Below are 12,562 nucleotides of genomic sequence, written 5' to 3' on the forward strand. Positions count from 1 at the left end.
CCAAATTAAGACCACCAAAACGCGCCGTAGGCTGTCTACCGTGCTACTCGCCTTCGACACCGCCACCCCCGCCATCACCGCCGCCGTCCACGACGGCACCGCCGTGCGCGCCGAGTCGACCCAGGTCGACGCCCGCCGCCACGGCGAGTTGCTGCTCCCCACGGTGGACACGGTGCTGAGCGAGGCGGGCATCAAGCTGGACGCGGTGACCGGCATCGTGGTCGGCGTGGGCCCCGGCCCGTACACCGGACTGCGGGTCGGCCTGGTGACCGCCGCCGCCTTCGGCGACGCGCTGGGCATCCCCGTGTACGGCGTCTGCACGCTCGACGGCATCGCGTACGCCGCCGGGCGGATGGGCGACCTGGACGGGCCGTTCGTCGTGGCGACCGACGCCCGCCGCAAGGAGGTGTACTGGGCGCGGTACACCGACCCCCGTACCCGTACCAGCGACCCGGCGGTGGACCGCCCGGCGGACATCGCCGACGAGGTGGCGGGGCTCCCGGCGGTCGGCGCGGGCGCCGTGCTCTACCCGCAGGTCTTCACCGGTGCCCGCGCGCACGGCCCGCAGCACCAGTCGGCCGCGGCGCTGGCCGCGCTGGCCGCCGAACGGCTGGCGAGCGGCGCGGACTTCCTGCCTCCGCTGCCGCTGTACCTGCGGCGACCGGACGCCCAGGTGCCCGCCGGGTACAAGGCGGTCATGCCGAAATGACCGCCGCGCTGCGCGAGATGCGCTGGTGGGACATCGACCCGGTGATGGCGCTTGAGGAAGCGCTGTTCCCGGAGGACGCCTGGTCGCGCGGCATGTTCTGGTCCGAACTGGCCGGAGTCCGGCACCGGGAGGCGACACGCTACTACGTGGTGGCCGAGGACGGCGGCCGGATCGTCGGCTACGCCGGTCTCGCCGCGGTGGCCGGGACCGGTGACGTACAGACCATCGCGGTCGCCACCGACCACTGGGGCAGCGGACTCGGCGCCCGGCTGCTCGGCGACCTGCTGCGCCGGGCCACCGCCATGGAGTGCCGAGAGGTGCTCCTGGAGGTGCGGGTCGACAACGCCCGCGCCCAACGCCTCTACGAGCGCTTCGGCTTCGAGCCGATCGGGTTCCGGCGCGGCTACTACCAGCCGGGCAACGTGGACGCCCTCGTCATGCGACTGACCGACCCCTCATCCGTACCCCTGCAAGGACTGATCCATGGCTGACGAACCCCTCGTCCTGGGCATCGAGACCTCCTGCGACGAGACCGGCGTGGGCGTGGTCCGCGGCCACACGCTGCTGGCCGACGCGGTCGCGTCCAGCGTGGACGAACACGCCAGGTTCGGCGGCGTGGTGCCGGAGGTCGCCAGCCGGGCGCACCTGGAGGCGATGGTCCCGACCATCCAGCGGGCGCTCAAGGACGCCGGTGTCACCGCCCGCGACCTGGACGGCATCGCGGTGACCGCGGGCCCGGGGCTGGCCGGAGCGCTGCTGGTCGGCGTCTCGGCGGCGAAGGCGTACGCCTACGCGCTGGGCAAGCCGCTGTACGGCGTCAACCACCTGGCCTCGCACATCTGCGTGGACCAGTTGGAGCACGGCGCGCTGCCCGAGCCGACGATGGCGCTGCTGGTCTCCGGCGGCCACTCCTCGCTGCTGCTGGCCCCCGACATCACCGCGGACGTGCGCCCGCTCGGCTCGACCATCGACGACGCGGCGGGCGAGGCGTTCGACAAGGTCGCCCGGGTGCTGGGGCTGGGCTTCCCCGGCGGTCCGGTGATCGACCGCTACGCACGCGAGGGCGACCCCGACGCGATCCGCTTCCCGCGAGGGCTGACCGGGCCGCGCGACCCGCTGTACGACTTCTCCTTCTCGGGGCTGAAGACCGCGGTGGCCCGGTGGATCGAGGCCAGGCGGGCCGCGGGCGAGACGGTGCCGGTGGCGGACGTCGCGGCGTCGTTCCAGGAGGCGGTGACCGACGTGCTGACCCGCAAGGCGGTCCGCGCCTGCAAGGACCACGGGGTGGAGCACCTGATGCTGGGCGGCGGCGTCGCGGCCAACTCGCGGCTGCGGGCGATGGCCGAGGAGCGGTGTGCGGCGGCCGGGATCGAACTGCGGGTGCCGCGACCGAAGTTGTGCACCGACAACGGCGCGATGGTGGCCGCGCTGGGCGCCGAGATGGTGGCGCGCGGCCGGGCCGCCTCGGACTGGGAGCTGCCCGCCGACTCCTCGCTTCCGGTGACCGAACCGCATGTCCCCGGCCAGCACCACGCCGCGTGATGCCGACCGTCGCGTTGATGTGGGAGGCGCGCGCCGTATCGGGGCACGGGGCCGAGCTCCTGGCGTGGGTACGGGAGCTGAAGCCCGACGGTGAGCGTCAACCGCTGCGCCGCGAGATCCTCACCGCGCCCGAGGACCGGGTGCTCGTGATCACCTGGTGGGAGGGCGGATATCGCGCCGAGGTGCCGGAACTCCCTGATCCACCAGCGGATTTGGTGCGCCGCGCGGTGCACCGCTGGCGGTTCGAGTCGGTCGGCGGCTGAGCGGGCGGCCTTCGGCAGGTTCCCTCGTATAGGTGGGATTGGCCGCGACCATATCCCTTGGGTGGGGTGCCGGTTCGTAGTCTGACGGGCGTCGCCGATGCGAGGGGGTGCCCTTTGGAGGAGCCGGAGAGCGGCCGAAGGAGACTGCGCCAGCGCGCGGACTCCGTGGCCGCGGCCTTGGTCGTCCTCGGCCGCAGTCCCGAGCGCGCCGACGATCCGGCGGCCGACCTCGCCTTCCAGCATGCCACGTTGCTGGCCGCCGCCGTGGCCCCGTTCCGTGAGACGGCCGCCGATCCGCAGCTGGTCTACGGTGGCCCGGCGGTCCTGGCACGCGGTGTGCAGAACGTGCACGACTATCCCGAGCACCGCCATCTCCCGGTCCACGAGCACCTGATCACCCACCTGGGGCTGGCCGCGGAGTACGTCCGGGCACTGTTCGGCACGGAGGGCGACGGGCGTCCGCAGCACGAACTGCTGGTCGCCACCCGGGAGTTCCTCACCGCCATGATCACCGCCGCCGGTCAGACCGCGTACCATCTGCGCTCCGCGCACCTCGGCCCCACCGGACGCCCTTCCGAGTCCGGCCTTGAGACCATCTCCTACGCCGTCAACGGTGATGTCCTCGCCTCGCTCGCCGACGCGGCGGAGCAGGCCGCCACCCGGATGCGTACGGAACTGGACCGCCTCACCGACTCCGGGGACTCCAAGGACGGTTGACGGGCGTCAGGCGGGTGCGCCGATGAGCATGGCCGGCGCTCCGGCCACCCTGGTGAGCAGTACCGTCGCCGAGTTCGGCCCCTGCGGCTTGAGCCGCCTGCGCAGCTCCTCCGGTTCGACGGCCGAGCCGCGCTTCTTGACGGTGAGCGTGCCCACGTCGCGCTCCCGCAGCAGCGCCTTGAGCCTCTTGAGGTTGAACGGCAGCGTGTCGGTGATCTCGTAGGCGGTGGCGTACGGGGTGGGGCGCAGCTCGTCCGCGGTGATGTAGGCGATCGTCTCGTCGATGAGTCGGCCGCCGAGTTCCGCCGCGACCTCCGCCACGAGGTGGGCACGGATCACCGCGCCGTCCGGCTCGTAGAGGTACCGTCCGACCGGCCCCACCGGCGGTGCCGGCAGGCCGCCGCCGGTCAGCGCGGCGCCGTCGGGCAGCAGGGTGGCGCGCCGGGCGCCGGGTCCGGTGCCGAACCACAGCACGGCCTCCTTGACGTCTCCCCGGTCCGAGACCCACTCGGCCTCGGCGTCCTCCGGTACCGCGTCGTGCGGGATGCCGGGGGCGACCTTGAGCGCGGCGTGCGGGGCCTTGCGGGCGGCGGCCACCGCCCAGGACAGCGGGGGCGAGTACGCCTCGGGGTCGAACACCCGGCCACGGCCGCCGCGTCGGGCCGGGTCGACGAAGACCGCGTCGTACCCGTCCGTCGCCACCTCGGCGACATCCGCCCGGCGCACCTCGATCAGTCCGTCCAGGCCCAGGGCGCGGGCGTTGGCCTGGGCGACCGCGCAGGTCAGCGGTGAGCGGTCCACGGCGAGCACCTCGATCCCCTTGCGGGCGAGGGCGATCGCGTCGCCGCCGATCCCGCAGCACAGGTCGGCCACCCGCCGCGTCCCCAGCCCGGCGAACCGTGCCGCCCGGTGCTCCGCCACCACGGTCCGCGTCGCCTGCTCGACGCCGTCCGGGGTGAAGTACATCCGGTGCGCGTCCGCCCCGAACTTGGCCTCCGCCCGCCCCCGCAAGCGCGCCTGCGTCAGCGCCGCCCCCACGATCTCCGCCGGGTACGCCCGCCGCAACCGCGTCACGATCGCGATCTCGTCCGCGGGGTCGAACCCGCGCAACTGGTCGAGCAAGGCCTGGCCGTCGGGGGCGAGAAGAGAGGAGAAGCCGTCAACATCCACAGCACCATTCTCGTGCTCCGGGGTGGCGGTCCCGAACGGGGAGTGGGTGCCCGCCCCCGCGAGGAGGGAAGCCCGCGGCGGCGCACCCCGGCGCGCTGGCACTCCGCTTGACCGAGTGCTAACGGAGTTCTAGGCTCGGCTCTGGCACTCCGCACCGCAGAGTGCCAACAGCGACGAGGCAGGTCCGGCACCCGCGACGACGGATCTACCAGGTCGCCACCCCAAGACACACACTCCTGTGAACTCTCCGAAGGGGGAGGTCGGATCGTGACGACCGCCAGCAAGGTTGCCATCAAGCCGCTCGAGGACCGCATCGTGGTCCAGCCGCTCGACGCCGAGCAGACCACGGCCTCGGGCCTGGTCATCCCGGACACTGCGAAGGAGAAGCCCCAGGAGGGCGTCGTCCTCGCCATCGGCCCGGGTCGCTTCGAGGACGGCAAGCGCGTCGAGCTCGACGTCAAGGTCGGTGACGTCGTGCTGTACAGCAAGTACGGCGGCACCGAGGTCAAGTACAACAACGAGGAGTACCTCGTCCTCTCGGCCCGCGACGTCCTCGCGATCGTCGAGAAGTAATCAAGGCGCGCCCGAGGGGCGTGCCGACCGGCTCCACTACACGCAGCCGTGATCCCGCCCCGGGTTTTCCGCGTCCGTTGGACCGGGGCCCGGGGCGCGGTCTCTGACGAGGAATAGACGAGGTAGTACGCAGGTATGGCCAAGATCCTGAAGTTCGACGAGGACGCCCGTCGCGCTCTTGAGCGCGGCGTCAACAAGCTTGCCGACACCGTCAAGGTGACCATCGGCCCCAAGGGACGCAACGTCGTCATCGACAAGAAGTTCGGCGCTCCGACCATCACCAACGATGGCGTCACCATCGCCCGCGAGGTCGAGATCGAGGACGCGTACGAGAACCTGGGCGCCCAGCTGGTCAAGGAGGTGGCGACCAAGACCAACGACATCGCGGGTGACGGCACCACCACCGCCACCGTGCTGGCCCAGGCGCTGGTCCGCGAGGGTCTGCGCAACGTCGCCGCCGGTGCCTCCCCGGCCGCCCTGAAGCGCGGTATCGACGCCGCGGTGAAGGCCATCTCCGAGGACCTGCTGGCCACCGCCCGGCCGATCGACTCCAAGACCGACATCGCCGCCGTCGCCGCGCTGTCCGCTCAGGACAAGCAGGTCGGCGAGCTGATCGCCGAGGCGATGGACAAGGTCGGCAAGGACGGTGTCATCACCGTCGAGGAGTCCAACACCTTCGGTCTGGAGCTGGACTTCACCGAGGGCATGGCCTTCGACAAGGGCTACCTCTCGCCCTACTTCGTCACCGACCAGGAGCGGATGGAAGCGGTCCTCGAGGACCCGTACATCCTGATCCACCAGGGCAAGATCTCCTCGATCCAGGACCTGCTGCCGCTGCTGGAGAAGATCATCCAGGCGGGCGCCAGCAAGCCGCTGCTGATCATCGCCGAGGACGTCGAGGGCGAGGCGCTCTCCACCCTGGTCGTCAACAAGATCCGCGGCACCTTCAACGCGGTCGCGGTCAAGGCGCCCGGCTTCGGCGACCGCCGCAAGGCGATGCTCGGCGACATGGCGGTGCTCACCGGTGCCACCGTGGTCGCCGAGGAGGTCGGCCTCAAGCTCGACCAGGTCGGCCTGGACGTACTGGGCACCGCCCGCCGGGTGACCGTCACCAAGGACGACACCACCATCGTCGACGGCGCCGGTGACAAGGCCGAGCTGGAGGGCCGGATCAACCAGATCAAGGCCGAGATCGCCGCCACCGACTCCGACTGGGACCGCGAGAAGCTCCAGGAGCGCCTCGCCAAGCTGGCCGGTGGCGTCTGCGTGATCCGCGTCGGCGCGGCCACCGAGGTCGAGCTGAAGGAGCGCAAGCACCGTCTGGAGGACGCCATCTCCGCGACCCGCGCCGCGGTCGAGGAGGGCATCGTCTCCGGTGGTGGCTCGGCGCTGGTGCACGCCTCCAAGGTGCTCGGCGACTCGCTGGGCAAGGCGGGCGACGAGGCCACCGGTGTCGCGGTCGTGCGCAAGGCCGTGGTCGAGCCGCTGCGCTGGATCGCCGAGAACGCCGGCCTTGAGGGCTACGTGATCACCTCCAAGGTGGCCGAGCTGGAGAAGGGCCACGGCTTCAACGCCGCCACCGGGGAGTACGGCGACCTGGTCAAGGCCGGTGTCATCGACCCGGTGAAGGTCACCCGTTCCGCGCTGGAGAACGCCGCGTCCATCGCCTCCCTGCTGCTCACGACCGAGACCCTGGTCGTGGAGAAGAAGGAAGAGGAGCCCGCCGAGGCCGGTCACGGTCACGGCCACGGCCACGCCCACTGAGCTGGGTAGCGCGTAGTTCCACGAAGGTCCCGGGTTCCCACCGCCGAGCGGTGGGCCCGGGGCCTCGTGCGTTGCCGGCCGGGCTGACGCTCAGCGGGGGCCGAAGCGCCGCCCCGCCTTCGTGGAGACCCGGGCGAACACCCCGCTCGGTACGACCTTCGCCAGCCCGACGACCGCCTTGTACCGCACGTCGGGCACGCTCACCACCTTGCCCACCGCCAGGTCGCGGATGGCCGCGGCCACCACCTTGTCCGCGTCCAGCCAGGCCCAGTCGGGGATGCCGCTGGCGTCCATACCGGCCCGCTGGTGGAACTCCGTGCGCACGAACCCCGGGCACAGCGCCATCAACCGCACACCGCTGCCCGCGAGTTCACGGGCCACACCCTGGGTGAACCGCACCACCCACGCCTTGCTCGCCGCGTACGTACCGCGTGGCAGGAACGCCGCCACCGACGCCACGTTGATGACGAAGCCCCGGCCGCGCTCCCGCATCGCCTCCGCCGCCGCGTAGGTGAGCCGAAGCACCGCCTCGCAGTGCACCTTGAGCATCGTCAACTCCTCGGCCACCGGTGCGTTCAAGAACGCCTCGCGGTTGCCGAAGCCCGCGTTGTTCACCAGCACGTCAACGGGCTCGGACCGGTCGGCGAGCCGTGACTCCACCGCCGTGACGCCCTCCTCGGTGGACAGGTCGGCGACCAGCACCTGTACCCGCACGCCATGGCGCTTGCGCAGTTCCTGCGCGCTGTCCTCCAGCCGTTTGCCGTCGCGCGCCACCAGGACCAGATCATGCCCGTCGTCCGCCAGCCGCCGTGCGAAGGCGGCACCGACGCCCGCCGTCGCTCCCGTGATCAGTGAAGTGGTCATGAAGCGAGGCTAGGGCCTCCGCCACCGCTTCAGCTCGTCCTCCTTCGGGCGACCTCCTTGATCTCGTCGGGAAGCGCCCCTGCCTCCAACAGCCTTGGCAGCAGCTGCGGTTGCCTCGTCATCGCCCGAAAGGTGAGCGAGACGGTCACCCGGTGGGATGGCCGGGACTCGATCACGATGGGGTCCCCGGCCCGGATCTCGCCGGGCTGGACCACCCGCAGATACGGTCCGGGCAGCGCGGCGACGGTGAACTGCCTGATCCAGCCAGGACGGTCCAGCCAGCCCTGGAACGTCGAACACGGGATGCGCGGGCAGGAGACTTCGAGCAGTACGTCGGGGCCGATGCGCCAACGCTCCCCGATCAGCGCGTTGTTGACATCCAGGCCGGAGGTGGTCAGGTTCTCCCCGAAGGCGCCGTTGGGCAGTTCCCGGCCGACTATCGTCTCCCAGTCATCCAGATCCTCCCTCGCATAGGCGTACACGGCCTGGTCGTCCCCGCCGTGGTTCTTCACGTCGTGCACCCGGTCGCCCGCCAGCCCGACCGCACCGGTGCCCTTCGGTCCGGGCGCCCGGACCTCGACCGCACCCTTGACCGGTCGCTTGTCGATCCCGGTGCCCGTCGCGTTCTTCTTCCACGGGTTGGAGCGCTCCACCCCGATGTTCACCGACAGCAGCCTCATGCTCCGACGCTACGGGCGAAGACCACTGGAGGCGACAGCATTACGCGTCCCCCGCGGGACTAGTGGACGGGCGCCGGCAGGGCGTCGAGTATCCGGTCCACGTCCTGGGCCGAGTTGTACAGATGGAAGGACGCGCGCAGGTTCCCCGCCCGCGCCGATACCTGGATACCGGCGCGTTCCAGTTGCTCCGCCGCCGCTCCCAGGCCGGGCACGGAGACGATGGCGGAGCCACCGGTGCCCACCGCCTGGTACCCCAACTCGGCGAGGCCCGCGGTGAACCGGTCGGCCAGCGCCAGGTTGTGCGCGTGGATCGTCTCGACGCCGGTCTCCTCGATCAACGCCAGTGACGCGGCGGCGCCGATGTAGCACAGGTACGCCGGGGAGTGGTCGAACCGCCGTGCCGAGGTGGCGAGTTGGGCGATCGGCCCGTAGCAGGACTCCCACGGCTCCTCGCCCGCCAGCCACCCCGCGAAGGCGGGCGGCAACTCGGCGGCCGCGGACTCGCCTATCGCCAGGAAGCACACGCCCCGCGGAGCGAGCAGCCACTTGAAGCCCGCGCACACCACATAGTCGAAGTCACCGGCGCGCAGTGGCAGCCAGCCCGCCGACTGCGTGGCGTCGACCAGGGTGCGGGCGCCGTGCGCGGCGGCCGCGGTCCGTATCGCGTCGAGGTCGGCGAGCCGGCCGTCGGCCGACTGGACCGAGCTGACGGCCACCAGCGCCGTGCCCGGGCCGATCTCCTCGGCCATCCGCTCCAGCGGCGCGGTGCGCAGCTTGAGGTCGGCGCGGACCGCGAACGGATTGACCAGCGAACTGAAGTCGCCCTCGGCGACCAGCACTTCGGCGCCCGACGGCAGACCAGCCGCGATCAGCCCCGCGTACACCGAGACCGAGGCGCCCGCGGCGACCCGTTCTGGGGGAACCCCCGCGATGCGGGCGAACGCCGCTCGGGACGCGGCCACCGCCGGGTCGTAGTCGGAGAAGTCCCCGGTGGGCCAGCCCCGTGCGGCGCGCTGGACCGCCTCCGCCGCCCTCGCCGGGCCGAGGCCGCTGGACGCGGTGTTGAGATACGTGGTGCGCGGCGCGAACTCGGCCTCCGCCAGGCTGGTCAGGCCGTTCGCCGTGCCCCTGCTGTCGTTGTCCGTGTGACTCATGATGCCCTCCCTCGAACACCAGAGTGCCCGCCGCCGACCTCAAAGTCCATGCCGAAAATTGACATTCACCCCTAAGGGCGTCTTATGGTTGGAGCGTGATCGAAGCACGCCATCTCCGGGTACTGCGCGCGGTTTCCCGAAGCGGTTCCTTCTCCGCCGCCGCGCGTGAACTCGGCTGCACCCAGCCCGCGGTGAGCCAGCAGATGAAGGCGCTGGAGCAGTCCGCGGGCACGCCGCTGCTCATCCGCGCCGGCCGGGAGATGCGGCTGACGGAGGCGGGCGAGGCGCTCACCCGGCACGCCGCCGGGATCCTCGCCGGGCTCACCGCGGCCGAGGAGGAGGTCGCCGCCATCGCCGGGCTGCGCGCCGGGCGGGTGCGGATGGTCTCGTTCCCTTCGGGCAGCTCGACGATCGTGCCCGCCGCCGTGGCGGAGATGCGTACCGCGCACCCCGGGACGCAGGTCTCGCTCGAGGAGGCCGAGCCGCCGCAGTCCGTCGAGATGGTGCGTGGCGGCGACTGCGAGGTGGCCCTCGCCTTCCGCTACCTCGACGTGCCCGCCGAGCCCGCCGAGACGGAGTGGGGCGACCTGGTGGTGCGGCCGCTGCTCACCGACCGCCTGGTCGGCCTGGTGCCGACCGGGCACCGGCTGGCGCGGGCGGCCGCCGAGCGCGGCCCGGTGGAGATCGCCCAGCTCGCCGACGAGCAGTGGATCGCGGGCTGCCCGCGCTGCCGCCGCCACCTGGTGGAGGTGTGCGAGGACGCGGGTTTCACCCCCCGGATCGACTTCGCCACCGACGACTACCCGGCCGTCGCGGGTCTGGTCGGTGCCGGCCTCGGCGTCGCGATGCTGCCGGAGCTCGCACTGCAGTCGGTACGCCCCAAGGGGATCGCGGTGGTCGAGACGGCCCCGGCGGTGCGCCGTGAGGTCGTCGCCCTGACGCTGCCCGACCTGGAGCACGTGCCCGCGGTGAACGCGATGCTCACGCATCTGGAGACCGCGGCCGCCCGCGCCCTGGCCGCTCTGTGACCGGCGGGAGCGCGGCCGTCCCGCGATGAGCCCCGGCCGGTTGATCCGAACGGGTGATGGGGAGCCGCCGCACGGGTGGTTCTGTTGCGTCGGACGTGTTAGGCCATTCGGCGCACGCACCCGTCGGGATCGCTCGAACGGTGCAAACGGCCGTCGCGGGGGGCCGTGCCTTCCGGCGCATGCGAAAACCCAACGCGCCGTGCGGCGCGCCTTGTTCGGCTGGTCCCGCGGGTGGCCGTCCCGTGGAGGGAGGCCCGGCAGCGGGACGCAGAAGCGTTCCTTCAGTTGCTGGGACTGCTGATCAGCCGGTTCCGCGAACGGCCCATCATCTCCTCGCGCTCGTCCTCGGTGAGCCCGCCCCAGACGCCGTACGGCTCACGCACCGCCAGCGCATGGGCCGCACACGCCGCGCGGACCGGGCAGCGCATGCACACCTCCTTGGCGGCGGCCTCGCGGGAGCTGCGGGCAGCGCCCCGCTCGCCCTCAGGGTGGAAGAACAGCGAGCTGTCGACGCCGCGGCAGGCGGCCACCAGTTGCCAGTCCCATAGATCGGCATTGGGGCCAGGGAGTCGGGAGAAATCTGCCATCGCTCATCCCCTCGGAAGGTCTGCCTACGGGACGTGCGGCCCGCGGCCGTGCTCATCCGGACACATTCACCGTGTAACTGGATGTAAATATGACTGATTGCCAATCTAGTCTCAACATCCCCATCTGGTAAAAAAAGCCGCCAAATAGTTCAAAATCCGGCACTTGCCCCAGGTGTCGGGCTGGACGTCGGCCTTCGGGCCGTTCCCCCGTCCGGGGTGCGCGGCATCCGCGGCGCCCGGGAGTGTCCGGCGGGCGGGCGCGGTCGGCGGAACCGGCGCGGGCGCGTCCGCCGCACGCGCCTGTAGCGCTCCGCCGGTGGGCGTGATGCAACGGTTGGTGAGCGCTGTCGCCGATCCGTGTTGCGGCGATCACGTAGAGTATCGAGGACGGCTGCCAGACTCCGTAACTCTTTCGAGTGAGCGTCGTTGAGAGTGCGGAGGTGGTTGGACGGCGAGGCAATCGGGCAAGTGCCCGACGCCGTCAGCCCACCGGTGACGATTCGTACCAGCCTGGAGGCTCAACGTGACGCGGATCAGCTACGGAGGGCGGTCATGACATCCGTCCTCGTCTGCGACGACTCCCCGCTCGCCCGAGAAGCGCTTCGCCGTGCGGTCGCGACCGTGCCCGGCGTCGAGCGCGTGACGACGGCGGCCAACGGCGAGGAAGTCCTCCGCCGCTGGGGCGCCGACCGTTCCGACCTCATCCTTATGGATGTCCGGATGCCCGGCCTCGGTGGTGTCGAAACCGTGCGTCGGCTGCTGTCCGCGGACCCCGGCGCGCGCATCATCATGCTGACCGTCGCGGAGGACCTCGACGGGGTGGCGCTCGCGGTCGCCGCGGGTGCCCGCGGTTATCTGCACAAGGACGCCTCGCGTGCCGAGTTGCGGGCCACCGTCACCCAGGCGCTGGCCGACCCGACATGGCGGCTGGCGCCGCGCAGACTGCGCTCGGCCGAGATGGGCGCCGCGCCCACGCTGACCGCGCGGGAGATCCAGGTGCTGGAGGGCATGAGCCACGGCCGCTCCAACGCGGAGATCGGCCGCGAGCTGTTCCTGTCGGAGGACACGGTCAAGACGCACGCCCGGCGCCTGTTCAAGAAGCTGGGAGCGTCCGACCGGGCGCACGCGGTGGCACTCGGATTCCGCTGGGGCCTGGTGCGCTGAGGTCCGCGCCGTGCGCCGCCAACGGGGGCGACCACCCCGCCGGAACCCGACCCTCCGCCGAGCCGCCGCGCACCCCGGCCGACCGTCCCGCACCGGGCCGCGCCCATCCGGACCACCCCGCGGACGGCCCGGTCCGGGCGCGGCATCGGCGACCGGTCACGGTATGGACCGCGGCATGAAGTTCCGGATGCCCGCGCGAGGACGCATCCTTGGGGTATGGACTTCCTCGGGGACCGGCGAGCGGGGCTGCGCGGAGCGCCTCCGGCAGTGGTGGTGGGCGACGGATGGGCGGGGCAGTGTGCGTCGGTTCCGCCAGGGGTCGCGGTGATGGTGGCACCCTTGCCGGA

The 12,562-nt window shown here is 71.8% G+C and carries 14 protein-coding genes; 9 read left to right on the forward strand and 5 right to left on the reverse strand.

The features are described 5' to 3' along the window. Positions 1-40 precede the first annotated feature (40 nt). The 5 genes from tsaB (at position 41) to P3G67_RS17785 (ending at position 3,231) form a co-directional block, all read left to right on the forward strand. Positions 41-709 carry a tRNA (adenosine(37)-N6)-threonylcarbamoyltransferase complex dimerization subunit type 1 TsaB gene (tsaB, locus tag P3G67_RS17765; RefSeq protein WP_276094322.1) on the forward strand — a complete coding sequence of 223 codons (669 nt, stop codon included), beginning with the start codon at positions 41-43 and terminating at the stop codon, positions 707-709. Further along, entirely contained in the window at positions 706-1,200 is a 495-nt protein-coding gene (gene rimI / locus P3G67_RS17770; protein WP_276094323.1) for a ribosomal protein S18-alanine N-acetyltransferase, read from the forward strand. Before tsaB ends, rimI begins: the two co-directional genes overlap by 4 nt. Beyond that, positions 1,193-2,251 carry a tRNA (adenosine(37)-N6)-threonylcarbamoyltransferase complex transferase subunit TsaD gene (gene tsaD, locus P3G67_RS17775; protein ID WP_269853700.1) on the forward strand — a complete coding sequence of 353 codons (1,059 nt, stop codon included), beginning with the start codon at positions 1,193-1,195 and terminating at the stop codon, positions 2,249-2,251. Before rimI ends, tsaD begins: the two co-directional genes overlap by 8 nt. Next, a complete protein-coding gene (locus P3G67_RS17780) occupies positions 2,251-2,514 on the forward strand; it encodes a hypothetical protein (protein ID WP_276094324.1) in 264 nt (87 codons plus the stop codon). Before tsaD ends, P3G67_RS17780 begins: the two co-directional genes overlap by 1 nt. A gap of 114 nt (positions 2,515-2,628) precedes the next feature. After that, positions 2,629-3,231 carry a hypothetical protein gene (locus P3G67_RS17785; RefSeq protein ID WP_269853698.1) on the forward strand — a complete coding sequence of 201 codons (603 nt, stop codon included), beginning with the start codon at positions 2,629-2,631 and terminating at the stop codon, positions 3,229-3,231. 6 nt (positions 3,232-3,237) lie between these two features. Here P3G67_RS17785 and P3G67_RS17790 read toward each other — a convergent pair whose 3' ends face one another. Continuing rightward, the gene (locus tag P3G67_RS17790) at positions 3,238-4,401 is read right to left on the reverse strand and encodes a THUMP-like domain-containing protein (RefSeq protein WP_276094325.1); all 1,164 of its coding nucleotides are present in this window, start codon (positions 4,399-4,401) and stop codon (positions 3,238-3,240) included. 264 nt (positions 4,402-4,665) lie between these two features. Here P3G67_RS17790 and groES point away from each other — a divergent pair, with 264 nt between their 5' ends. Together groES and groL are read left to right on the forward strand one after the other, a co-directional pair. Next, entirely contained in the window at positions 4,666-4,974 is a 309-nt protein-coding gene (gene groES, locus P3G67_RS17795) for a co-chaperone GroES (RefSeq protein ID WP_269853915.1), read from the forward strand. Between the two features lie 135 nt (positions 4,975-5,109). Further along, complete coding sequence (gene groL, locus P3G67_RS17800) at positions 5,110-6,738, forward strand: chaperonin GroEL (RefSeq protein WP_269853696.1); 1,629 nt, start codon at positions 5,110-5,112, stop codon at positions 6,736-6,738. Positions 6,739-6,828: 90 nt separating this feature from the next. Here groL and P3G67_RS17805 read toward each other — a convergent pair whose 3' ends face one another. The 3 genes from P3G67_RS17805 to P3G67_RS17815 are packed head-to-tail and all read right to left on the reverse strand — an operon-like array spanning position 6,829 to position 9,436. After that, a complete protein-coding gene (locus P3G67_RS17805; RefSeq protein WP_276094326.1) occupies positions 6,829-7,602 on the reverse strand; it encodes an SDR family NAD(P)-dependent oxidoreductase in 774 nt (257 codons plus the stop codon). Between the two features lie 29 nt (positions 7,603-7,631). Further along, positions 7,632-8,282 carry an MOSC domain-containing protein gene (locus tag P3G67_RS17810; protein WP_276094327.1) on the reverse strand — a complete coding sequence of 217 codons (651 nt, stop codon included), beginning with the start codon at positions 8,280-8,282 and terminating at the stop codon, positions 7,632-7,634. A 59-nt stretch (positions 8,283-8,341) separates the two neighbouring features. Then, positions 8,342-9,436 carry an aminotransferase class V-fold PLP-dependent enzyme gene (locus tag P3G67_RS17815; protein WP_276094328.1) on the reverse strand — a complete coding sequence of 365 codons (1,095 nt, stop codon included), beginning with the start codon at positions 9,434-9,436 and terminating at the stop codon, positions 8,342-8,344. 95 nt (positions 9,437-9,531) lie between these two features. On the opposite strand from P3G67_RS17815, the gene P3G67_RS17820 reads away from it, so the two are divergent. Next, complete coding sequence (locus P3G67_RS17820) at positions 9,532-10,464, forward strand: LysR family transcriptional regulator (protein ID WP_269853692.1); 933 nt, start codon at positions 9,532-9,534, stop codon at positions 10,462-10,464. Positions 10,465-10,745: 281 nt separating this feature from the next. On the opposite strand, the gene P3G67_RS17825 is transcribed toward P3G67_RS17820, so the two are convergent. Continuing rightward, positions 10,746-11,051 carry a WhiB family transcriptional regulator gene (locus P3G67_RS17825; RefSeq protein ID WP_255932531.1) on the reverse strand — a complete coding sequence of 102 codons (306 nt, stop codon included), beginning with the start codon at positions 11,049-11,051 and terminating at the stop codon, positions 10,746-10,748. 552 nt (positions 11,052-11,603) lie between these two features. Between P3G67_RS17825 and P3G67_RS17830 the strand changes: the two genes are divergently transcribed. After that, a complete protein-coding gene (locus P3G67_RS17830; protein WP_003948568.1) occupies positions 11,604-12,215 on the forward strand; it encodes a response regulator transcription factor in 612 nt (203 codons plus the stop codon). The last annotated feature ends 347 nt before the right edge of the window (positions 12,216-12,562 follow it).

The organism is Streptomyces silvisoli (genome assembly GCF_029269905.1).
Classification (GTDB): Bacteria; Actinomycetota; Actinomycetes; order Streptomycetales; family Streptomycetaceae; genus Streptantibioticus_A; species Streptantibioticus_A silvisoli_A.

Bases quoted from the DNA above. Each gene is read 5' to 3' on its own strand.
- P3G67_RS17805 (WP_276094326.1), bottom strand. From the start codon at position 7,602: ATGACCACTTCACTGATCACGGGAGCGACGGCGGGCGTCGGTGCCGCC.
- groL (WP_269853696.1), top strand. From the start codon at position 5,110: ATGGCCAAGATCCTGAAGTTCGACGAGGACGCCCGTCGCGCTCTTGAG.
- P3G67_RS17810 (WP_276094327.1), bottom strand. From the start codon at position 8,282: ATGAGGCTGCTGTCGGTGAACATCGGGGTGGAGCGCTCCAACCCGTGG.
- P3G67_RS17815 (WP_276094328.1), bottom strand. From the start codon at position 9,436: ATGAGTCACACGGACAACGACAGCAGGGGCACGGCGAACGGCCTGACC.
- tsaD (WP_269853700.1), top strand. From the start codon at position 1,193: ATGGCTGACGAACCCCTCGTCCTGGGCATCGAGACCTCCTGCGACGAG.
- P3G67_RS17825 (WP_255932531.1), bottom strand. From the start codon at position 11,051: ATGGCAGATTTCTCCCGACTCCCTGGCCCCAATGCCGATCTATGGGAC.
- P3G67_RS17830 (WP_003948568.1), top strand. From the start codon at position 11,604: ATGACATCCGTCCTCGTCTGCGACGACTCCCCGCTCGCCCGAGAAGCG.
- P3G67_RS17780 (WP_276094324.1), top strand. From the start codon at position 2,251: ATGCCGACCGTCGCGTTGATGTGGGAGGCGCGCGCCGTATCGGGGCAC.
- rimI (WP_276094323.1), top strand. From the start codon at position 706: ATGACCGCCGCGCTGCGCGAGATGCGCTGGTGGGACATCGACCCGGTG.